Raw genomic sequence first — 23,261 nt, 5'->3', positions numbered from 1 at the left:
GCCCCGCGTGACAGCGGTGGCGCGACCGGCGCGGGTGCCACTATCCGCTGCGCAATCGCGGATGTGGTTCATCAACCGATTCGACCCGACGTCGGCGTCCTACAACATTCCACTTGTGTTGCGCCTCAGGGGAACTCTCGACCTCGAGGCTCTGGCCGCAGCAGTCGGCGACGTCGTGGAACGTCACGAGGTGCTGCGCACGATCTACCCGGATGACGGTGACGGCCCGGTGCAGCACATCGTCGACGCCGCACAGGCGCGCGACGAGGTGGATTGGGGCACCGCATACCATCGAGATGATCTGATCATTTCTGCCACAACGGGATTCGACGTCACGCGTGAACTCCCGATCCGGGGTCGGGTACTGCGAGTCGCCGACGACGAGCACGAACTGGCCCTCACCGTCCATCACATCGCGTTCGACGGGGGATCGGTTCCGGTACTCGTCGGCGATCTTCTCGCCGCCTACCTTCACCGCACCAGCCCGGCAGTGCCCGCGCAGGCTCCGCTGTCCGTGCAGTACGCCGACTATGCGCTCTGGCAGCAGGCGGCCCTCGGCAGCGTGCACGATCCGTCGAGCCCGATCGGTAGCCAAATGGACTACTGGCGAACGCAACTCGCGGCACTCCCGATCGTCACCGACCTGCCGAGGGGTCGGCAGCGGCCTTCGGTGCGCGACAGCGACGCAGGTGTGGTCAGGCTGACCGTCGACGACGCGCTGGCGACTCGCATCGAGGCCTTCGCCCGAGAGCACGAGATCACCGGCTTCATGGTCTTGCACGCGGCGCTGGCGATCATGGTGTCGCGCGAGGCCGCCACCGACGACGTCGTCATCGGAACCCCGATCACGGGGCGCACGGACTCTGCCCTCGCCGATCTCGTCGGGATGTTCGTCAATACGTTGGTGCTGCGCACCGAGGTCGATCCGGGGCGGACCGTCGAGGACTTCCTCGCGTCGGTGCGCACCACCGATCTCGATGCCTTCGCGCATGCCGACGTGAACTTCGAAGATCTCATCGACGAGTTGTCGCCCGCGCGTTCCACCGCATTCGAGCCGCTCGTGCAGATCGCCTTCACCCATGTGTCGGGCGACGTCGATCCGCGGGCCGAGATGGAGGCGGCTGGACTGGTCGCCGAACCGCTGGACATCGCTGCGCCGACGGCCAAGTTCGACCTCACGGTCGGCGTGGCAGACCGACGCGCCGACTCTCCCATGACGGCCGAATTCATCTATGCCAGCGCACTATTCGACGAATCGACGGTACGCGGTTTCGCCGATCGCTGGTTGGCGGTGCTGGAAGCGATGGTGGCGAATCCCCGGGTCGCCGTCGGCGACATCGACCTCGCAGTCGACGACGACACGGTGGTGTCACTCGGGGTGCGGAGTCGGAACTCGTTGGGCACCAATGGTGTTGCGGCCGACGGCGGTGTCTCGACGCCGCGAGTACTCGTCGACATCCTCGATGATCGCGTCATCGACCCAGGTCGTCCGGCACTGGTCTGTGGTGACCAGCAGTTGACCTACGACGAATTCGAGAAGGCGGTCAATCGTGTGGCCCGCCGACTGATCGCCGCGGGTGTCGGACCCGGCGACGTGATCGCCGTCGGCATGAACCGGTCGATCAACTCGGTTGTCGCCGTATTCGGTGTGTTCCGAACCGGGGCCGCGTACGTGCCCATCGCGCCGTCGTATCCCGAGGACCGCATCGCCTTCATGCTGGCCGATTGCGGTGCAACCCTTGGGATCAGCGATCGCGACACCATCCCCGGCTTCGGGGAGTCGCCGTGCACATGGATGGACATCGACACCCTGATCGCACCCGGGGTCGCAGACAGCCCCGTCACGAACGACGAGCGCCGTGCACCGAAGAGACTCGACGACCTCGCATATCTCATCTACACCTCCGGATCGACCGGTCGCCCCAAGGCGGTCGGCGTCGCTGAGCGCGGCATCGCCAATCTCGTCGACGCACTCGCGGAGATCTCCGGGACCGCGGCAACCGCATCCGACGTCCGGGTGCTCCATGTCGCATCGCCCAGCTTCGACGCGTCGGTACTCGAAATGCTCTGGGGCATAGGCCTCGGTCACACCCTGGTGATCGCCGGCGCCGACGAGTACGCCTCGGACGCGCTCGGCCGCGTCCTCGAGCGCGGCGGTGTCACCGACGCGATCATCACGCCGACGGTGCTCGCCACCGTCGACCCGCGTTTCGGTGCGAGCCTGCGAAATCTCGCATCGGCGGGAGAAGCGTGCCCACCCGAACTCATGGACAGGTGGGCGTCGGCTCATCCCGATCTCCGGACGCTCAACCTCTACGGGCCGTCGGAGACGACGGTGTGGGCAACCGCGGCCGTGATCGAGCGCGGGCAGCCGGTGACCATCGGACGCCCGATTCGCGGGTTCGCCGCGTATGTTCTCGATTCGCGACTGCACCAAGTGCCGCAGGGCGTGACGGGGGCGCTGTATCTCAGCGCCGACGACTCTCTCGCGCGTGGCTACCTCGGACGCCCCGGACTGACCGCGAAGGCGTTCGTCGCGAATCCGTTCAGCTCGACACCGGGCGCGCGCCTGTACGCGACGGGCGATCTCGTCAGGGTCACCGCCACAGGCGAATTGGAGTACGCCGGCCGCATCGACACCCAGGTCAAGTTGCGCGGGCTGAGGATCGAACTCGGCGAGATCGAGGCGGCACTCACCTCCCACCCCGACGTCGACGCTGCGGTGGTGATCGGCGTCGGCGGTGCCGTCGCGAGCGCGCTGGCAGGGTATGTGGTCGCATCACCCGACGTCGATGTCGCGGCCATCCGCGACCACATCGCCACGCGGCTTCCCTCGCACATGGTGCCCGCGAGTCTGACCGTGCTCGATGCTCTACCGCACACGCCCGGAGGCAAGATCGACGTCGCCGCGCTGCCCACGCCTGCCGAAGAAGCGCAGCAGCACAGCAGCGTCGCACCGGCGACCGACGCGGAGGAGCGTGTCGCCGCCGTCTACGCAGAGGTGCTCGGTAGCGAGACCGTCGGCGTCACGGAGAGCTACTTCGACCTCGGCGGCAACTCGTTGTCGGCCACTCGCGTTGCTGCGCGGATCTCCGAACTCTTCGACGCCGACATCACCGTGCGCGACGTCTTCGAGCAGCCAACCGTGCGCGGTCTCGCCGCGCTTGCGGCGCAGCGTGAGCCGGGCCTTGCCCCGGTCGTGCCGGTCGTGCCCCGTCCGGCCCGCATTCCGCTGTCGTTCGCGCAGGCCAGGATGTGGGTCATCAATCAGTTCGATCCCACGTTGAGTACCTATAACGTCCCGGTGCTGCTTCGGCTCAGCGGCGGCGTCGACGTGGCTGCGCTGCGGGCAGCCGTCGTCGACGTGGTCGAGCGACACGAGGTGCTGCGGACGGTGTTCCCCGCGGTGGACGGCGTTCCCGTGCAGATCATCGGCGGCGTCGACACCGTGTCGGACCGCCTCGATTGGGGCGTCGTCGACTCCGCGGCACAGCTCGAGGCCGCGGTGACCGATGGCTTCGACGTCAGTGTCGAGGAGCCGCTGCGGTGCCGCGTCTGGCGGTCCGCGCAGGACGAGTATGTGTTCGCGCTGGTGGCCCACCACATCGCCGCCGACGGCGAGTCGATGGGCCCGTTGGTCAGCGACATGATGGCGGCGTATGCGGCGCGCGCGACAGGCTCGGCACCGCACTTCGCGCCGCTGCCGGTGCAGTTCGCCGATGTGGCCATCTGGCAGCACGAGGTGCTCGGCCGGCCGGACGACCCGACGTCGGTGGTCGCGCGTCAACTGTCCTACTGGGAGGACGCGCTGGCAGGCGTACCGGATGTGGTGGAACTGCCGACCGACCGTCCGCGACCCCTCGTCGCCTCCGAGCGGGGCGCGCAGGTCGGGTTCGCGATACCGGCCGCCATCGCAGGCCGGGTGTCGGCGGTGGCACGTGAGCATGGTGTGACACCGTTCATGGTCGTGCACGCGACACTCGCTGCGCTCCTGTCCCGACTGGCCGCCACGACCGATGTCACGGTGGGAACACCGATTGCCGGTCGCGGACAACGTGATCTCGACGCATTGGTCGGCATGTTCGTCAACACGCTCGTACTCCGCAGCGACGTGAACCCCGGTGCATCGTTCGCCGATCTACTCGAGTCTGTGCGGACCACCGACCTCGACGCGTTCGCCCACGCCGATGTTCCGTTCGAAGCGGTGATCGATCGTCTCGACCCCGTGCGTTCGGAAGCGTTCGCGCCCCTCACCCAGGTGCTGCTCACGTTCCATCAGTCGGTGCTGCCGGAGTTCGCGGCAGAACTGAACGCCACACATGTTGCCGGAGTGCAGATCTCGCCCATCGCGCCGCAGCACACCCCGGCCAAGGTCGACCTCACCTTCGGTATCGCCGACGCTCCCGACGGTCAGCCGTGGACGGCACAGATCGTCTATGCCACAGACCTTTTCGATGCCCCGACGGTTGACACGATCGCCGACCGGTTCGTCCGGATGCTCGACGGCTGCACCGCCGATCCGAGCCTGCCGATCGGCGACGTCGTGCTGCTGTCGGATCACGAGAAGGCGACGCTCGCCGCACTACCGTCGCCGGCGACACACACGCCGCGCGCAGACCTGAGCCTCGTCGACCTGTTCGCCGAATCCGTACGCGCACACCATGACCGGCCTGCGGTCAGCGCGGCCGGACGGTCGCTCGACTACGGCGAACTCGACCGCCGGTCGACGGCAGTGGCCGCGGCACTGGTCGAGCGCGGTGTCGTCGCGGGAGATCTCGTCGGTGTCGCAACGGCACGCACCGTCGACCTCGCCGTCGCCATTCTGGGTGTCCTCAAGGCGGGTGCGGGCTATCTCCCGTTGGATACGACGAACCCGGTGCAACGCCTGACCTACATCGTCGCCGACGCCGCCATCGACCTGATCATCACCGACGCCGCGACCGTCGATCACGAGCTGTTCGGGCAGTTGCCCGACGCCGTCGCGGCCGTCGACGTCGACGACCTGGTGGGCGAGGGGACAGGTCTGCCCACGCCGACGCCGGTCATCAAACCTGATTCCGGCGCGTACGTCATCTACACCTCCGGATCCACCGGCAAGCCCAAGGGTGTGCAGATCACTCACCGCGACGTGCTCACCCTGATCGACACCACCGCGACCGACTTCGAGTTCGTCCCGACCGACGTCTGGACCATGTTCCACTCTTATGCGTTCGACTTCTCGGTGTGGGAACTGTGGGGCCCGTTCGCGTCGGGTGCGCGTCTGGTCATCGTCGACCGCGACGTCGCACGCGACCCGGACGCATTCGTCGAACTCCTCGGCCGCGAAGGGGTGACGGTGCTGAGCCAGACGCCGTCCGCCTTCTACCAACTCATCGACGCTCGACGGCGCGTCGGACCTGATCTCGCCCTGCGCTACATCGTGTTCGGCGGCGAGGCGCTCGCATTCGATCAGGTCGACCGCTGGTTCACCGAAAACCCCTCGGACACAGTTCAACTGGTCAACATGTACGGCATCACCGAGACCACGGTGCATGTCAGCATCCGGCCCATGGACCGAGCATCGGTCCTCGACGGCGACAGCTCGCTGATCGGTAGGCCGTTGAGCTCGTTGGGCATTCACATCCTCGACTCGCGACTGCATCCGGTCCCGCCGGGAGTCGTCGGCGAAATCTATGTCACGGGTGGCCAATTGGCGCGGGGTTACCGGGGACGGTCGGAGCTCACCGCCACGCGGTTCGTCGCCGACCCCTTCGATCCGGGCGGCGAACGCATGTACCGCACCGGCGACCTCGCCCGCCGCATCGGCGACGACATCGAGTATCTCGGTCGCGGTGATGCGCAGGTGCAGCTGCGTGGTTTCCGCATCGAGTACGGCGAGGTCGAGGCCGCATTGGCCGCTGCCCCCGGCATCAACGCGGCCGCGGCAACGGTCGTCGACATCCCCGGACGGGGCGAGCAACTCGTCGGCTATGTGGTCGCAGACCGGATCGACACGATCGACGTGGACGAGGTCCGCGACTCGGTTGCGCGCGCGGTGCCGACGTACATGATTCCCGGAATCATCACGCCGATCGATCGTCTGCCGCTGACCGCGAACGGCAAACTGGATCGACAAGCACTGCCGCAGCCCACGATCGACAGCGTCGGCGGCGACGACGTCGTGCCGGCGACGCCCGCCGAGGAGACTCTGGCCGGCCTCGTGGCCGGTGTGCTCGGGGTCGAGAAGGTCGGCATGACCGACTCCTTCTTCGCGCTCGGCGGTGACTCGATCCTCGCCATCACGCTCTCGTCGGCCGCACGTGCAGCAGGCCTTCCGATCTCCCCGCGCGACATCTTCGAGCACAAGTCGGTGCGCGCTCTTGCCGTGGCAGCAGTAGCCGATGCACAACGACTCCCGATGCTCGCCGAGTTGCCGGACGGGCCGACGGGTGCCGTTCCGGTCTCGCCGGTTGCTGCGTGGATGATCGAATTGTCCGACGAGCCAGACGATTTCGCCGACTTCTCGCAGTCGATGACACTCATCGCGCCGGAAGGTCTCGACACCGAGAGGCTGCGGCGACTACTGACGACGGTCGTCTCGGCACACCCGATGCTGTCGTCGACACTGCGGTGCGTCGACGGTGAATGGGTGGCCACAGCAGGATCCGACGCCACACCGAGCGTCGTCGGCGAGCGGGTCGATGCAGCCGGCGGCAGCCCGGAATTCGCTGCCGCGGTGCGGGCGGCACATGCTCGCGCACTGCGTGAGCTGTCACCGGCCGACGGGGTCCTGGTGTCCGCCGCACACGTCGTGGGAGCCGACGGTGCGCGGGTGGTGCTCGCGATCCATCACCTCGGCGTGGACGCGGTCTCGTGGCCGATCCTCATCGAGGATCTGATCACGGCGTGGGCGGCGTCGGAAAGCGGTGGCGATGCGACGTTGCGTCCCGAGGTCACCTCGGCACGGGCGTGGCACTCCGCGCTGGCCGAACGCACACCCGATCACGTGGGCGAGGTCGACTACTGGCTGGCGCGCGTCGACCGCGAGCCCACCGATCTCGGCGTCACCGTCGACCGCGACCGAGATCGATTCGCCACGCTCTCCACGGTGACCGTCGCCGTCGGCGCCGCGGACACGGAGGCGCTACTCACCAGCGTCCCCGAACAGTTCGGTGGGCATGTCAACGACGCTCTGCTCGGTGCGTTGGCGCGCGCGATCACGTCGTGGCAGCGTGCTCGCGGAATCGTCGACGATGCTCCGGTATCGATCCTGGTCGAAGGTCACGGACGCTACGAGGACGTGCTCGCCCACGGCTCGTCACCGAGCACCGCTGACCTCTCCCGCACCGTCGGATGGTTCACGTCGATCGCCCCGATCGTCGTCGACCCGGGCGATGACGTCGTGCACGCCGTGAAGGCTGCCAAGGAGGAACGCCTCGGTCAGCCCGAGCACGGTCTGGGATTCGGCCTGCTGCGCAACAACCTCTCGCGCAACGGTGACGCACGGTTGGCGCAGACCGCGTTGCCCGGTATCGCGTTCAACTACCTCGGAGCCGGCGTCCGCGGCAGCGACGACGCGGCGGTACTGCCGTTCACCGCCGATCCCGCGGCACCCGCGCTGCCCGCGTCGATGTCGGGTCGCATGGTTGCGATGAACACGCTCTCCGTCAACGTCGGCACCGCGACGACCGACAGCGGCCGCGAACTGTCGGCCGACCTTCTGTTCCCGAGTGGCGCATTCTCTCGGTCGGACATCGAAGATCTCGGTGATCGATGGGGGGCCGAACTCTCCGCGGTCACCGCCGCGGCGCGACAGCCGGGCGGGCCGGGACTATCGCCCTCGGACGTGCCCGGTACCGGCGTCACCCAGGACGACCTCGACGAGCTCGCGCATCGTTTCGGCTCGGCCGACGTCTGGCCGATGACGCCACTCCAAAGGGGCCTGCACGTCCAATCAGAGCTCGCGGGCGACGACGCGGTCGATGTCTACGTGGTGCAGGGAATCCTCCACCTCGGCGGGGACATCGACGTCGAGCGGCTTCGTCGTGCGACAGCAGCACTCTTCGATCATCACAGGGCGTTGCGCTCGGCGTTCGTGCGTTGCGGGAGCGGCGCCGTGGTCACGGTGATCCCCGAGACGGTCTCCGTGCCGTGGGAGGTCGTCGAGGTACCGGCGTCGTCGGCCGGTGATGACATGTCGGCGGTGGAGCAGTACGCCGACGTGGAGCGACGTCGTGGATTCGATCTCGAGTCCGCCCCGCTGATGCGCTTCACGCTCGTCCGCCACGGCGACGACGCGCACCTGATCGTCACCAATCACCACATTCTGATCGACGGATGGTCGGGTCCGCTCGTCCTCGCCGACCTGCTCGCGCTGTACGCGACCGGGTCGACCTACACCGGGACACAACCGGGCGGCGGCGACTTCGGCGATCATGCGCGCCGCATCGCGCTCGCCGATCCCGACGCCGCTCGGGCAGCGTGGCGAGGCGTGCTCGCACCGGTCGACGGTCCGACCCTCGTGGCTCCCGGCGTGTCCGGTGCTCGCGAGATGCTTCCGCGCGATCACTCCGCGCTGCTCGACGAGCAGATCGTCGACGGAATCGAGCGGCTCGCCAGGGCGCAGGGCGCAACCGTGGCCACGGTGCTGCAACTGGCCTGGGCTGTGTTGTTGTCTCGACTGACCGGGAACCGGGTCGTCGCATTCGGTGAGACCACCTCGGGCCGCCCCGCAGATCTCGAGGGCGTGGCGTCGATGGTCGGCCTGTTCATCAACACCGTGCCCGCTGTCGTCGACGTCGACCCGGACGCACCCGTCGCGGACGTGCTCGCCCGTCTGCAGCAGGCGAAGGTGACCGTGCTCGACCACCAGCACATCGGACTGACAGAACTGATGGCGCTGGCCGACGTCCCGCTGCTGTTCGACACCCTCACCGTGCACGAGTCCTACCCGGTGGACGGCGACTCGCTCGCGAGCGCCGACCCCGCACAGACCGGGGGACTGCAGATCCTCGACTTCGATGGCACCGACGCGACCCACTACCCGCTCAACATGGCGACGGCTCCGTTGCCGGGCGGGCGGATCTCGCTCACGCTCAAGTATCTGCCTGCGGCATTCGACGATCACCAGGTAGAGGTGTTCTGCACCGCGCTGGTCGAGATCCTGCGCCAGATGGCCGCAGACCCGACACGCCTCACCGCCGACATCACCCTCGTCACCGACGCACAGAGGGCACTGTTCACGCCGGTCGACGGTGGTGAAGGGGCACGACCGCGGCTGCTCGCCGACCTCTTCGCCGAAGCCGCAGCGGCATACGGACCGCGCACAGCGGTCAGCGACGCGGCCGGTTCAACGCTGACCTACGCCCAACTCGACGCCGAGTCCACTCGCCTCGCGCGGTGGCTGATCGCACGTGGGATCGGGACCGAGTCGCTCGTCGGTCTGGCGATCGGACGCTCCACGGAATTGCTCACAGCGATCTGGGCGGTCGCCAAGACCGGCGCGGGGTATGTGCCGATCGATCCGGACTATCCCGCAGAACGAGTCGCGACGATGGTCGAGGATTCCGGCGCCGTGCTTGGCCTGACCCGCTCGCGCTCGCTGCCGACGCGGCCGGGACTCGACTGGGTCGACCTCGACGACCCGGCCGTCTCGCGCGCAATCTCGTCACAGGACACCACCTCGCTCGCCGCGAACGAGCTCCTGAAGCCGGTGCGACCGGACAACACGGCCTACGTGATCTACACCTCGGGATCGACCGGGAGACCGAAGGGTGTAAGCGTGACGCACTCCGGTCTGGCCAACTACGCCGCAGCGGAATCGTCCCGCTTCCCGCAGGTCGAGAAGCCGGTTGTGCTCGGCTTCGCGTCGCCGAGCTTCGACGCCTCGGTGCTGGAGTACCTCCTCGCCGCAGCGTTCGGCGGCGAGATCGCATACCGCCCCGCGGACGCGGTCGGTGGCGAGGCACTGGAGCAGTTCATGCGAGAACGCGCGGTGACTCATACGTTCCTCACCCCGACCGTGTTGTCGACCATGGATCCGGCTGCACTGCCGGATCTGGCGGGGGTCGCCGTGGGCGGCGAAGCCGTCCCGCCGTCGATCGTCGACGGTTGGTCGGGCCACCTCAGCCTGCACAACATCTATGGTCCGACCGAGACGACGATCAGTGTGACGTTCGCGCGGCCGACGTGGCCGGGTGCCAGAGTGCTTCTCGGCGGTCCCATCAACGGCACAGGGTTCGAAGTCCTCGACGCCCGCCTGCATCCCGTACCCGAGGGAGTCTCCGGAGAGCTCTACATCACCGGACTACCGCTCTCTCGCGGGTATCTCGATCGGCCGGGACTGACGTCGGAGCGGTTTGTCGCGCACCCGAACGGCACCGCGGGCGAACGCATGTACCGCACAGGCGACGTCGTCCGTTGGCAGCGCGACGAGACCGGCGAACTCTCACTCGAGTACGCGGGCCGAAGCGACGCTCAGGTCAAGCTTCGCGGCCTACGAATAGAACTGGGTGAGATCGAGGCGGCCCTGTCGGCTCATCCGAAGGTCGAATCGGCCGTCGTCGTCGGAGTCGGGGGAGCGGTGGCGACAGCGCTCGCCGGGTACGTCGTGCTCGACGATTCCCCGGGCCCCGATGATTCCCTCAGTGATCCCGCGGAATCCGTGTCGACGACGCTGCGGCACTTTCTCTCGCAACGGTTGCCCGCCCATATGGTGCCGTCGAGCATCACCGTGCTCGATGCCTTTCCGCTCACGGCCGTCGGCAAACTCGACAAGCGCGCGCTTCCCGAACCGCAGCGCCCGAGCGGGGTTCGTGTGGACCCGGTCGGGCCGATCGAGGAATCGGTGGCCGAGGTGTTCGGTGAGATCCTCGGGGTCGAGAACATCGGCGCGACCGACAGCTTCTTCGACCTCGGCGGCGATTCGTTGTCGGCGACCCGTGCTCTCGGTCTCTTGCGGCGCGTGCACGGCGACCATCTCGAACTCGGCTGGTTGTTCAACGATCCGACGCCGCGCGGGATCGCGGCCCGAATCGAAGGCGCCACCGCGCCGGCAGGTGAGGTTCTCATCGAGCTCGCGCGCGGCTCACAGCCTCCGCTGTTCTGTGTGCACCCGGCGGGCGGACTCGCGTGGTTCTATGGCGGATTCGTGCCCTACCTGGCCGATCGGCCGGTGTACGGCCTGCAGGACCCGCACGCCGTGTCCGGAGAACCGTTTGCCTCGTCTGTCGAAGAGCTGGCGCAGAGGTACCTCGCCGAGATCCGTCGTGTGCAGCCGGAAGGGCCGTACAACCTGCTCGGATGGTCGCTCGGTGGATATGTCGCGTACGCGATGGCCACGGCGTTGCGGGAAGCAGGCGAGGAGGTCGCCTTCCTCGGCGTGATGGACTCGGCGCCGGTGTCCGTCGACCAGGTGAACGGGTCTGAGTCGGCCGAGCGGGTGCGTCCCGGCGGCGAGTTCGTCGGCGATTTGCTGGGGGGCTGGCGCGACCTATTCGATCTCGGGGAAGATATTGAGGCGAGCTCTACCGATGAGGTCGCAGCGATCGTGCGGGACAAGATCGCATCGCTGGGACTGCTGCGTGATGAGCAGGTGCAGTGGGTGATGGACAGTTTCGCGGGTGGTGAGCAGTTGGTGGAGCAATTCCGCCCCGACCGGTTCGACGGCTCGCTGCTGGTGTTCACGGCGACACGCGACAAGGAAGACCCATCCGCTGTCGCGCGGTCGTGGGAACCACACGTCGACGGAGACGTTGTCAACGTAGACGTCGACGCCGACCACCTCGGCATGGCGAATGCGGACGCACTCGCTGTCATCGGGCCGGTCCTGGCTCTGCGACTGGCGGGCAACACGCACGAGCAACATATAACGAACATCGAAGACGATGGTGAGGAAAGGAAGCGACAATGACGAATCCCTTTGACGACGAGAACGGACGATTCTTCGTCCTGGTCAACCACGAGAACCAGCACTCCCTGTGGCCGACATTCGCCGACATCCCCGACGGATGGACCAAGGTGTTCGGAGAGGACAGCCGGGCCGCGTGCCTCGAGTACGTCGAGCAGAACTGGACCGACCTGCGCCCGAAGAGCCTCATCGAAGCGATGGAGGCCGATTAGTCGGCGCGAAGGGCAGACGCCCCTGTAGAGGCTGCGACACGACGACGTAATCGCCGACCGGTGACACGCATATAACGCTTTCACACCAGTCACATCAGCAACATTGGATACCTGCTGACGCCTCAGTAGCATCGGGTTTTGTAGAAACACGAAATCCGAGTGGAATTCGTCACATAGTACGGTGGTTCGTCTTCCGAACAAGTCGCTTAGGTGCATCCTGTTCGAAAGGATCGACGCCATCGTTGGGAGGCAAGATGGCTGAGGTCGGAGATGTCGACGCGTGGGGTGCTCGAGGTCGAATGATGACGGAATTGCGTAACGACGTGAAGCGGCGCGCTGAGGCGACGCCGTGGATGACGGCTGTTCGCTTGGGGGGCGATTCGGCGACGTACGCCGAGCTTGCGGAGAGCATGTCGTCGTACGAAAAGGTGATGAAGCGAAACGGTATGTCGTCGGAGGCGGCGATCTACGCGGCACTCCTTCACTCGCTCCCGTCGATTGCCACGGTCAGCGATCCTGTCAAGCAGGGGGCGATGATCGATCAGGTTCTCGCCTGGCTCGGTCGCAATCTGCCGTTCTCCGGTGGTTCGCTCCGGGCCGTGGGCTGACGCTCCCGCCCTGCGGCACCAACTCACAAGCCTGCGACAAACTCACCGGCCGCGGCATCAACTCACAAGCCTGCGATCACCAGCACCAGCAGCATGATCGGAATGCCGATCACCGCGGCGATCGTGCCGAGGACTATTCCGGTGACCGCGCGGCCACTGCCTCGATAGCGGGTCGGGTGTCGGTGAATCTGGCGAACGCCCGCAGCACCGAGCACCATCGACAAGAGCCCGACGACCCCGCCGATGCCCAACACCGGAATAAGTGGGAACGCGGCCAGTGCCGTCACCAACGACGCCGTGGTCAGCGGCGATGTCCGCGGTCGCGCGGGCACCTGACTGGCGAGAGGTACCGGACGGACCGTCGGTATCACCGTCGGCGTGAAAATCACGCGTTCAGCGTGGGCGAGGTCCCAGTAGTCGCCGACCTCCGGTAGGGGGGTATCGCGAGATGTATCTCGTGTCCGCACGCGGAGGCCTTCGATGGGCACAGGATTGCGTCGTGATCGTGGCGCGTTGTCGCCACGGCCAGATGGCGCGGCGTCCGGCCCCGAGTACGTCTCCAGGGCATCCGGCGTCGATGAAGCATCCGGTATGGAGGGCAGCGACATCGACTCCAGCACGTTCGACTGCGGCCAGCGCTCGTAACGGTCGGTTGCTGCCGGTTCGATCGGCGCTGTGTGGTGTTCGGTTCGCATCGGCCCTCCTCGTAGTGAGTCTACCGATGCACACCGCGCCGCCCCGGAATGAAGAGTCCGGAACGGCGCGGAGTGGGTGGATCTGTACTGAGGTGTCCGGCGAATCAGCGGCGTCTGGCGAATCAGCCGCCGTGCTGGCCCATCATCGAGGTGAGCTGGGTGACGGCGTTGCCGGACAGCTTCCACTCGCCATCGACCTTCACGTACGAGAGCGTGATGTTCGCGGGGTTGGACGTGTGCGGGCTCTTGACCTCCACGCTGGCATCAGCAGCGTTGTCACCGGTCTTCTTGACCTCGGTCACGGTGTACACATCGGGTCCGTAGCCCGCTGCCGACGCGCCCTTGGCGTACGCCTGGATCGCGGTCTTGGTGACCGGGTTGCTGGTGTCCACGACCTTCTCGAGCTCGTCGGACGAGGTATTGGGGTCGACGGCCTTGCGGAGGATGTCCTGGGCGTCGGAATTGGTCAGGCCGGCGATCGCCGCGGCGGCCTGGCTCGTCGCCTCGGTGACCTTACTGGTGGCGCTTGCGACGGTATCGCTGGCGCTGTCCGAACCTGAACAGCCCGCTACAGCGACAAGTGCGGCGCCCGCGATCATGGCTGCCGCGAGAGACTTCCGAAGCTTCATTGCTACTCCTGACGACGAATTGTAAGGCCACACTAACCGATCGCTTTGCATCGACGAGGGGCGGCACTACACGCGGGAATTAACCGGACCATGGTCCGGTTATGGCGAGTGAAAGGTTTCGTATCCGTCATTCCAGGAGGCATGACATGCAGTTCGGACTGTTTTCCGTCAGCGACATCACGGCCGACCCTACGACGGGAGTCGAGCCGACAGAACACGAGCGCATCAAGGCGTCGGTGGCTATCGCGAAGAAGGCCGAGGACATCGGTCTCGACGTGTACGCCCTCGGCGAGCACCACAATCCACCGTTCTTCTCGTCGTCACCGACGACGACGCTCGCCTACATCGCAGCTCAGACGAGCAAGCTGCAGCTCTCCACCGCGACGACACTCATCACCACCAACGACCCGGTCAAGATCGCCGAGGACTTTGCCATGCTGCAACACCTCGCCGACGGCCGCGTCGACCTGATGCTCGGTCGTGGCAACACCGGCCCGGTGTACCCGTGGTTCGGCAAGGACATCCGGCAGGGCATCCCGCTGGCCATCGAGAACTACCACCTGCTGCACCGGTTGTGGACCGAGGACGTCGTCGACTGGGAGGGCAAGTTCCGCACCCCGCTGCAGTCGTTCACGTCGACGCCGCGTCCGCTCGACGACGTCGCGCCCTTCGTCTGGCACGGCTCGATCCGCAGTCCGGAGATCGCCGAGCAGGCCGCCTATTACGGTGACGGCTTCTTCGCCAACCACATCTTCTGGCCCGCCGAGCACTCGAAGCGACTGATCGACTTCTATCGGGAGCGCTACGAGCACTACGGACACGGAAAGGCGAGCCAGGCGATAGTCGGGCTCGGTGGTCAGTTCTTCATCAGGAAGAACTCCCAGGACGCCGTCAACGAGTTCCGTCCCTACTTCGACAACGCGCCCGTGTACGGGCACGGACCGTCGTTGGAGGACTTCAGTCGCGAGACGCCGCTCACGGTCGGCAGCCCGCAGGAGTTCATCGACCGCACGCTCTCGTTCCGCGACACCTTCGGTGACTACCAGCGCCAGCTGTTCCTCGTCGACCACGCGGGACTGCCGCTCAAGACGGTCCTCGAACAGCTCGACGAGCTCGGCGAGGTGCTCCCCGAACTCCGCAAGGGATTCGCAGAAGGCCGCCCGGCAGATGTTCCCGACGCGCCGACGCACGCCTCGCTCGTCGCGGCACGCGACGCAGAGGAGCTTGCAGAGCAGGAAACACAGGTGAACGCATGAAGCCGCTGACACTCGTCGCAGTCAACGCGGGACTCAGCGAACCGTCGTCGACGAGGATGCTCGTCGACCGGCTCACCGACGACGCAGCGTCGCTCGTGCGGTCGCAGGGCGGAGACGTCGACGTACAGATCGTCGATCTTCGCGACCTCGCCGTCGACATCGGGCGTTCGCTGGCAACCGGTTTCGCGACCGGTGGTGCCGGCGACGCCATCCGGTCCGTCCAGGACGCCGACGCACTGATCGTCGCGACCCCGGTGTTCAACGCGTCGTACTCGGGTTTGTTCAAGTCGTTCTTCGACCTCGTCGACGTCGACGCGATGGAGGGCAAGCCGGTCCTCATCGCGGCGACCGGGGGCAGTCCCCGGCACTCGATGGTCCTCGACCACGCGCTGCGTCCGTTGTTCGGCTACCTGCGCACCGTGGTCGTGCCGACCGGCGTCTACGCGGCGTCGGAGGACTGGGCGTCGACCTCCGGCGACACGGCAACGCTGTCCGACCGAATCCGCCGGGCCGCAACACAATTGGTGGCGCTCATGCCCACCGGAACTGTTCGGCAGGCCGCCACGTCGCAGACGTCGGACGCTGATCGCGGCGAGCAGCGGGTACACGCGGGCGAGGAGGCGGGGATCGCCAACTTCGCTCGTCTGCTCGCAGGCGACTGAGCGAAACCAACTGACCGAAGCGGATTGACCGCCTATGCGCGCCCGGGAGTGTTCTCCCGGGCGCGCAGTCGTGTGCCCGGAAGGGCCGGCGCCGGCAGGTGTTGCACCTCGCCGGTGTAGCCCTGCACCTGGCCGAAGCGTTCGCTGTGCGCCATCCACTCCTCGCGCGCGAGGACGATCTCCTCGTGGCTGCGCCCGACGAAGTTCCACCACATGATGATGTCGTCGTCGAACGGTGCACCCCCGAGCACGATGACCCGCGCGTCGTCGTCGCCGCGGTTGGCGAGGACGATGGTCTCGGCGCCGACTCCGACGTAGCCGAGTTCGGTCCGCTCGAGCGGACCTGTCGTCGAATCGACGATCTCCACGCGACCGGAGTCGACGAGGAATCCGTGTTCGAATCCGGGGTCGACCTCGAGCGTGACGTCTGCTCCCGGCGGGATGCGCAGTTCAGCGCCCAGCAGCGGCGTGAACGTCTCGACCGGCGACGTGCTGCCGAGCAGGGTGCCGAGAAAGACGAGTGCCGTCACGTCGCCGACGGTGATCGCCGGTGGTGCGTAGTGGGCGAAGTCGCGTGCGGTGTTCGCGGACTCGGCGGGAAGCGCGACCCACAACTGCACGCCGTGAAGGACCGTGGTGTCGGGTGTGGAGACCTCGGTATGGGCGATGCCGTGTCCGGAGGTCATCAGGTTCAGTTCGCCCGGCCGGACCAACGCGTGATTGCCCATGGTGTCCCGGTGCTCGATCTCACCGGTGAAAAGCCAACTGACCGTTTGCAATCCGATGTGCGGATGCGGTGGGACGTCCATGCCGCCGGTGGCCGAGACGTCGTCGGGGCCGTAGTGATCGGCGAAGCACCACGCTCCGATCAGCGACCGTTCCCGTTGCGGCAGGGTGCGATGCACCGTCATGGCACGCGGCCCGCCGAGCGGTACGTCGCGCGCGGTGAGCACCTCGACGCGCAGCGATCCGTCATGATCGGGATCGGCGTTCTCGGCCTCGGTCTGGCAGTCGATCTCGGCCGGGTGTGCTTCGAGGTTGCTCATGGCTCGTGTGCCTTTCGGCTGGCGCCTTTCGGCTTGTGGACCGTTTGGCTGTGGGGCTGATGACGCCAGTCTAGGAACAGCCGGGTCGACGACGCGTGCCCGGTGCGATCGGCGAGCCGAATCTCAGAGATCGGTGGCGTCGTCGAATGTCATGGCCAGGTGTGCCACCGACATCGTCATGGCGGCGTGCCGGGCCAACTTCAGGTCACGTAGTTCTTCTGCGATCGGGTGACCGCCGAGCGTCAGGGTGGCGCCGCCGATCCGTGCGCGGACACCGCTCAGTGATCCCAGCCGCCACGGTATGGAGCGCAGCGTTCCGTCGAGGCACGAGTAGGCGGTGAGTTCCGCATCCCCTGAGCCTGCGGGGACCGGCAGGCCAGGTGCGGTCTCGAGTGCCGCGATGAGGCTTCCGTCATGCGAGACGCTGCCGCGCTTGCGCGAGCTGTCATGGTCGACGTCGAAGTCGGCGAGAAACTTGGGGAAGCCCCAAATCCCGCGCCCTGCCTGGCGGGTGAACTCGCCGTCGACCGGAAGCCGATGAATCAATGCGTGCGCATCGCCGCGCAACACCGAGCCGAGCGCATTGATGGGCGATGGACGTTGCGCCGGATTCTCGACGAGCAAACACACACCGAACTCGTTGTATGGGCCGAGATCTCCGTCGACATAGTCGACGAATACCAGCATCACCATTCCGCGGCCCGGGCGCATCCGCAGTGGACGAAGGGGCGATGCGCCCGACGCTTCTATGGCTCGCGCCATCGCGTCGGCGTCGGCGGTGAATCCCGCGACGATGCACCGCGCATCTCTGACCTGGACGGGCATCGTGAGCGTGGTACCTGCGACGGTGTGGGTCGACGGGGAGGGCATGAGGCGCCTTTCTGACAGCGACGGCCAAACGAGAACGTGTTCTAGTTTGGCACACCGTCGGCTGAGTGATGGCTCCTCGGCCTGAATGTGTGTCTTATCGAAAGATGTGGCTGCTGCAGCACCCACATCTTTCGATTGGACACACATTTGGGTTCGGCAATCCAGCGTCGATTGTTGCGAATGCAACAAAGGCCCCATTTAGGGGACTACCGACATGTCAGACCCAATCCTTACTATTTGCTGTGAGTTGGGGATCGCTGTCGTAAAGACATGATGTGTAAGGACGTACTGGTGACCGTAGTTTCTCAGACCGGGGGGCCTCTCGCGGCGCCATCGCCTGTGCCCGGCGTCGTAGTTGATCGCGTCGCGACGTCGACCGCGTCCGCTCGCACCGAGATCGCCCGCATGGACGACTACCGCCACGGCCACGACGTCGCCGCCATGCGCCGGCCCGTGCTGTCGCGCCGCGAGGTCGAGGTGTTGTTGACCTGGCTGCGTGCCGAGTCGAAGGAAGACGCTGCGGCGACGCTGTTCATTTCCGCCTCGACCGTGAGCACCCACCTCGCGCGTATCCGCGCGAAGTACACGGCCGCCGGCCGTCCCGCCCCGACGAAGACCCATTTGCTGGCTCGCGCGCTCCAGGACGGTTACACCAGCCTCGACCTCTGGTGAGGTCTTACGCCCCGATGTCTCGGGCGATCGACGGCCAGGTCTGATGCAGGTCGTCCTGCCAGTAGCCCCATGAGTGGGTTCCGCCTGAGCGCAGGTTGACCTTGGCGGGAATGCCGAGCTGAGCGAGGCGCGTGGCCATCTGGCGTGTGCACTGATCGATGCCGAACTCGATCGCTCCGCCGAGCAGCGCCTGGTTCGCCAGCACCAGCCCGTCGCCGTCGATCGACGGGTCGGACAATTGTTCGTGCTTGCCGGGAAGTCCGGTGCCCGCGGTCATGTAGACCTTGGTGCCGCGTAGCTTCGCCGCGTTGAGATAGGGATCGTTCGCCCGCCAACCGGGTCCATTCAGCGGCCCCCACATGTTGACCATGTTGCCGCCGCCGCGGTTCTCGACGACGAAGCGGATGTACTGCTGGCCGACGGGGTCGCTGGTGCGAGCACAGCCGCTGAACGCGGCAATCGAGCGGTACATCCCGGGAGCAGCCAGCGCGAGGTTGAACACCGTGGTGCCGGCCATCGAGATGCCTGCTGCGGCAACCTTTCCGGTGGTCGGGAAGCGCTTGTCGATCAGGGGTGGCAGTTCTTTGGTGAGGAACGTCTGCCACTTGTTGCGTCCGAGGACCGGGTCGTCGCGTTGCCAATCGGTGTAGTACGAGAATGCACCGCCGATCGGGGTCACGACGTAGACGTTCTTGTCGGCGAAGAACTTCTTGTAGTCGGTGCGGGCGTCCCACGTGGCTGAATCCTCGCCACCGCCTGCGCCGTTGAGCAGGTACAGCGTCGGCGCGGGACGCGTGCGGTTCTTCGGCGTCAACACCGTGATCGGGACGATGCGATCCATCGACGCCGAATGCACCATCAGCGTCACCTGCTGGGGTGAATCGTCGGTCGAACTGACGATGCTCGACGTCGGCGCAGCCTGCGCGGGTGCCGTCGCCCCGAGGAACGCGGCCAGCGTGAGCCCAAGGGTCAGCCAGATCAGGTGTTGTCGACGCATCATTCTCCTGCGATCACTCGTGACGTCTGCGAAGCCGCGCTTTCTCAAACGTCGACCCGCAGGCGTGTGTCGCGCTACAGCGCGACCTGCGTCAGGATATCGGTCGTCGGTTGAGCCGATCCACCCTGTGGCTCGATCGTCACAGCGAGGACCGTCGAGGAGTCGAGGGAATCGATCACCTGCGGGGCGCTGGAGCCGGTACCCGCGACGAGGCCCGCTGAGACCGGGGTGGCCGCTTTGCCGATCAGCCACAACTGGAAAGTCTGGTCCGCGGGGATGGGGTTGCGCTGGTCGCGCACTACGGCGACAGCGCGGTTCGCCGACTTCGAACTCACCACGGTGATGGTGCCTCGATCGTCGGCGAGCGACGAGACGGTCGATCGCGCATCAGGTGCGGCGAGAATGTCGGAGACCTGTTGGGCGGTGGTTGTCGTCGTCTGCTCCGGTGCGGTGGATCGTCCGATCAGTACACCAGCACCGAGCGCGACGGCCACCGCGACCGCTGCAGCGCCGACCGCGACTGCGACACGCCCGCGCCTGCTGCGCGCGCGGTCGATCGGAACAACGGTCGCGGGGTCACCGTCGGAGGCGTCTGGGTGGTCGGTGTCGGTGTCGCCTGGGTGGTCGGTGTCGGAGACGCCCGGCCGTGAGGTGTCGGTGTCGCTCGACCCTTCGGCGTCGGCGCTGAACACGTGGTCGAGGACCGTCGTGCGCATCTCTGGGGGTGCGGCGAGTGCGAATCCGCTTGCGAGGTCGGTGATGGCCGACTGGATGTCGGTGATGCGTGAGAGGTAGATCCGGAGTTCGACGGCGCTGAGGTCGTCGAGTTCGCGGCGCACGCGTTCGGTCTCGGCGGGCGTCAGCGCGTCGATCGCATACAGCTCGATGTGGTCGTCGAGCCACTCGGTGTCAGCCATCGGACTCACCGTGCAGACACTTCTTGAGCCGGCGGAGGCCGTCGCGGATGCGGGATTTGATCGTCGGGAGCGGAGTGGACATGACGGCCGCGACCTCGGGATACGTCATGCCGTTGAAGTACGACATCTCGATGCTCGCGCGTTGGAGTTCCGTCAGCCGGTCGAGGCACGTGTGCAGGGTGCGGGTCTCCTCGCGGTCGACGACCACTTCGAGTGGAATCGGGTGCGGGGTACTCGCGTTGCCTGCGCCGTACTCGGCGGCCTTGCGTTGCTGGAGTTCCTCCGTGCGGACGCGATCGACGGCGCGCCGATGCGCGATCGTCATCATCCACGTGATCACCGAGCCCCGCGACGGCTGATACTGGTCGGCCTTCTGCCAATATTGCAGGTAGGACTCCTGTACGACCTCATCGGCGTAGTGCACGTCGCGGATCACCCGGAGCGCGAGGCCGTAGATGCGTGCGCTGGTGAGGTCGTAGAGGTGACTGAATGCCGCGCGGTCGCCGCCTGCGGATGCGGTCAGCAGATCACGAAGGGTTCCGGCTTCCGACGTCGAGCCTCCGGGGCGGTCGTCGTCTCCCGTCGCTGCGTGGCCGGATGTCACTCCACCACCGTAGCCACGCCTGACGTCAGGTGTCGCGATTACGCCCATACGGTGTCGTGTCGTGTCGGGATCGGCACGACCATCGGGCCGTCGACTCATCTGCTTGCCGCACGCCGGTAGAGCATCAGCGACAACGGCATGCACACCGCGAGGATCACGAGGCTCGCACCGATCGAGTAGCCGAGCGCGTGGTCGGCGACCCACCCGGACGGTGGCACGAAGTTCGACGGCGCGCCGTTGCCGAGGTGCTCGCGACTCGTCGTGGCGACAGCCGTCACCGGATTCCACTCGGCGATCGTTCGTAGCGGCCCCGGCAGGCTGGCCGCCGAGATGAATGCCGACGACAGGAACGTCACCGGGAACATCCACAGGAACCCGATGCTCTGCGCCACTTCGACATTGGGCGCTATCAGCCCGGTGACCGCGCCCACCCATGCCATCGCGAGCGCGAACAGGATGATCACCCCGAACGCGATTGCCGCGTCGGCGAGCGAGCCGTGGACCCGCCACCCGATGACCAGTCCGCTGATCACCATGACCGCGAGTCCGACGAGGCCGAGCAGCATGTCGGAGCCCACCCGCCCGGCGATGACGGCCAATCGCGACATGGGCAACGAGCGCAGCCGGTCGATGATCCCGTCCGACATGTCGTTGGCAAGTCCCACCGTGGTGAACGCTGCGTTGAAAACGACTGTCTGCGTGAAGATCCCGGCCATCAGGTACTCGCGGTAGGAGTGCCCTCCGAACGTCGCGCCGAAGACGTAGGCGAAGAGGAACACGAACATCAGCGGCTGAATGGTCGCGCTGACGAGCAGGGTGGGGATGCGTCGCACCGTGAGCAGGTTGCGCTCGACGATGACTGCTGTGTCAGTGAACATCGGCGGGCTCCCTTGTCTCGCGGTTCGTCGCCGTGTCGCCATCGGCGTTGATGGTGTGGTCGGTCAGTTGAAGGAAGACGTCGTCGAGTGTTGGTCCGGCAACGGAGACGCTGCGCACCGGCGTGCCTCCGGCGTCGAGTGCACGGATGGCGTCCGGTATGTCGGCAGCACCGTCAGCGACGGGCACCGTCCACGTCCCTGTTTCGGATCGATGAGGGTTTCCGACGCCGATTGCCGCCAATGTTCTTGCGACGACGGCGGATTCGGAAGCTGTCGGCTCGCCGTCGAACTCGACGGTGAGGATTTCGGGGGTGATGGAGTTCTTGAGCTCGTCTGCGCTGCCCTGCGCGCGGATCGTTCCGTGGTCGATGACGGTGATCTCGTCGGCGAGTGTGTCGGCTTCCTCGAGGTACTGGGTGGTGAGCAACACGGTGGTTCCCGCATCCACCTGTGCGGCGATCAGGTCCCAGATCTGACGTCGGCCCCGTGGGTCGAGTCCTGTGGTCGGCTCGTCGAGGATGACGAGGCGCGGGTGGTTGATGAGCGCTCCAGCGAGGTCGAGTCGTCGCCGCATGCCGCCCGAGTAGGTGCGCATCGGTCGGTCGGCGGCATCGTCGAGGCCGAGTTCGGCGATCATGTCGCGCGCGAGGACAGATGCGTCGCGACGACGATGGCCGTAGAGCTGCGCCACCATGCGTAGGTTCTCGAAGCCGGTGAGGGTGCCGTCCACAGCGGCGTATTGCCCTGAGACGCCGATGATTTCGCGCGCCCGGTCGGGCTCACGCAGTGCATCGATCCCCGAGACGGTGACCGTGCCGGCATCGGGGCGCAGCAGAGTGGCCACCATGCGAACGGTGGTCGTCTTGCCCGCACCGTTGGGACCCAGGAGAGCGTGGACGGTGCCCGCCGGAATCGTGAGGTCGAGATCCCCGACGGCGACGACAGCGCGGCCTCGGCGCAGCAGTCCGGAGGTGAAGACCTTTCGTACACCGCGGATCTCGAGTGCGTTCTGTGTGGCCCCGGTGTCGGACGACCCGGTATCTGTCCTGTCGCGATCGGGCGTATCCGTGGTGCTGGGCTCAGTCATCCTGTGTCGTCCCGTGGTCGGCACGCTTACTCCCTTCCATTGCTTCGATCAGGCTCTTCGGGCGCAGGTCGGTCCAATTCTCTTCGACGTAGCGCAGGCAGTCGTCGTGGCCCGACGGCCCGTGCACGCTGCGCCAGCCGGTGGGGACAGGCGCGAACTGGGGCCACAGCGAGTGTTGGTTCTCGTGGTTGACCAGCACCAGGAACACGCCGTTGACGTCGTCGAACGGATTGGTCATGAG

General features: G+C 66.5%; 16 protein-coding genes. 6 read left to right on the top strand and 10 right to left on the bottom strand.

Annotated elements, in window-relative coordinates; genetic code table 11:
* Positions 1-7: 7 nt before the first annotated feature.
* From A5788_RS20680 to A5788_RS20670, 3 genes are all read left to right on the top strand, one after another.
* The gene (locus tag A5788_RS20680; protein WP_082943106.1) at positions 8-11,890 is read left to right on the top strand and encodes an amino acid adenylation domain-containing protein; all 11,883 of its coding nucleotides are present in this window, start codon (positions 8-10) and stop codon (positions 11,888-11,890) included.
* Positions 11,887-12,099 carry an MbtH family protein gene (locus tag A5788_RS20675; RefSeq protein ID WP_049698840.1) on the top strand — a complete coding sequence of 71 codons (213 nt, stop codon included), beginning with the start codon at positions 11,887-11,889 and terminating at the stop codon, positions 12,097-12,099. Before A5788_RS20680 ends, A5788_RS20675 begins: the two co-directional genes overlap by 4 nt.
* A 254-nt stretch (positions 12,100-12,353) precedes the next feature.
* Positions 12,354-12,707 (top strand): hypothetical protein, encoded by a 354-nt coding sequence (locus A5788_RS20670; RefSeq protein WP_231894366.1) that lies wholly within the window; start codon positions 12,354-12,356, stop codon positions 12,705-12,707.
* 62 nt (positions 12,708-12,769) lie between these two features.
* On the opposite strand, the gene A5788_RS20665 is transcribed toward A5788_RS20670, so the two are convergent.
* A complete protein-coding gene (locus A5788_RS20665; protein WP_064870738.1) occupies positions 12,770-13,402 on the bottom strand; it encodes a DUF4190 domain-containing protein in 633 nt (210 codons plus the stop codon).
* A 122-nt stretch (positions 13,403-13,524) separates the two neighbouring features.
* Complete coding sequence (locus A5788_RS20660) at positions 13,525-14,031, bottom strand: hypothetical protein (RefSeq protein WP_064870737.1); 507 nt, start codon at positions 14,029-14,031, stop codon at positions 13,525-13,527.
* 146 nt (positions 14,032-14,177) lie between these two features.
* Between A5788_RS20660 and A5788_RS20655 the strand changes: the two genes are divergently transcribed.
* The gene (locus A5788_RS20655) at positions 14,178-15,287 is read left to right on the top strand and encodes an LLM class flavin-dependent oxidoreductase (protein WP_064870736.1); all 1,110 of its coding nucleotides are present in this window, start codon (positions 14,178-14,180) and stop codon (positions 15,285-15,287) included.
* A complete protein-coding gene (locus A5788_RS20650) occupies positions 15,284-15,949 on the top strand; it encodes a CE1759 family FMN reductase (protein WP_064870735.1) in 666 nt (221 codons plus the stop codon). The genes A5788_RS20655 and A5788_RS20650 overlap by 4 nt, the downstream gene beginning before the upstream one ends.
* A 32-nt stretch (positions 15,950-15,981) precedes the next feature.
* Here the strand turns inward: A5788_RS20650 and A5788_RS20645 are convergent, their stop codons facing one another.
* Together A5788_RS20645 and A5788_RS20640 are read right to left on the bottom strand one after the other, a co-directional pair.
* Complete coding sequence (locus A5788_RS20645) at positions 15,982-16,995, bottom strand: pirin family protein (RefSeq protein ID WP_064870734.1); 1,014 nt, start codon at positions 16,993-16,995, stop codon at positions 15,982-15,984.
* Between the two features lie 123 nt (positions 16,996-17,118).
* Positions 17,119-17,865, bottom strand: a complete 747-nt coding sequence (locus tag A5788_RS20640) for an acetoacetate decarboxylase family protein (RefSeq protein WP_064870733.1) — start codon at positions 17,863-17,865, stop codon at positions 17,119-17,121.
* 291 nt (positions 17,866-18,156) lie between these two features.
* On the opposite strand from A5788_RS20640, the gene A5788_RS20635 reads away from it, so the two are divergent.
* Entirely contained in the window at positions 18,157-18,537 is a 381-nt protein-coding gene (locus A5788_RS20635) for a LuxR C-terminal-related transcriptional regulator (RefSeq protein ID WP_231894365.1), read from the top strand.
* Positions 18,538-18,541: 4 nt separating this feature from the next.
* Here the strand turns inward: A5788_RS20635 and A5788_RS20630 are convergent, their stop codons facing one another.
* The 6 genes from A5788_RS20630 to A5788_RS20605 form a co-directional block, all read right to left on the bottom strand.
* A complete protein-coding gene (locus A5788_RS20630; RefSeq protein WP_049699044.1) occupies positions 18,542-19,534 on the bottom strand; it encodes an alpha/beta hydrolase in 993 nt (330 codons plus the stop codon).
* A gap of 74 nt (positions 19,535-19,608) precedes the next feature.
* Positions 19,609-20,451, bottom strand: a complete 843-nt coding sequence (locus A5788_RS20625; RefSeq protein WP_064870750.1) for an anti-sigma factor — start codon at positions 20,449-20,451, stop codon at positions 19,609-19,611.
* A complete protein-coding gene (locus tag A5788_RS20620; RefSeq protein WP_197494632.1) occupies positions 20,444-21,103 on the bottom strand; it encodes a sigma-70 family RNA polymerase sigma factor in 660 nt (219 codons plus the stop codon). The genes A5788_RS20625 and A5788_RS20620 overlap by 8 nt, the downstream gene beginning before the upstream one ends.
* A gap of 47 nt (positions 21,104-21,150) precedes the next feature.
* The gene (locus tag A5788_RS20615) at positions 21,151-21,933 is read right to left on the bottom strand and encodes an ABC transporter permease (RefSeq protein ID WP_064870732.1); all 783 of its coding nucleotides are present in this window, start codon (positions 21,931-21,933) and stop codon (positions 21,151-21,153) included.
* On the bottom strand, positions 21,923-23,020 hold the full coding sequence (locus tag A5788_RS20610) for an ATP-binding cassette domain-containing protein (RefSeq protein WP_049698850.1): 1,098 nt from the start codon (positions 23,018-23,020) through the stop codon (positions 21,923-21,925). Before A5788_RS20610 ends, A5788_RS20615 begins: the two co-directional genes overlap by 11 nt.
* The gene (locus A5788_RS20605) at positions 23,013-23,258 is read right to left on the bottom strand and encodes an MbtH family protein (protein WP_049698851.1); all 246 of its coding nucleotides are present in this window, start codon (positions 23,256-23,258) and stop codon (positions 23,013-23,015) included. Before A5788_RS20605 ends, A5788_RS20610 begins: the two co-directional genes overlap by 8 nt.
* Positions 23,259-23,261: the final 3 nt, after the last annotated feature.

The sequence above is a fragment of the Gordonia sp. 852002-50816_SCH5313054-c genome (assembly GCF_001665925.1).
GTDB lineage: Bacteria > Actinomycetota > Actinomycetes > Mycobacteriales > Mycobacteriaceae > Gordonia > Gordonia jacobaea.
This window is presented reverse-complemented; position numbering and strand designations above follow the sequence as displayed.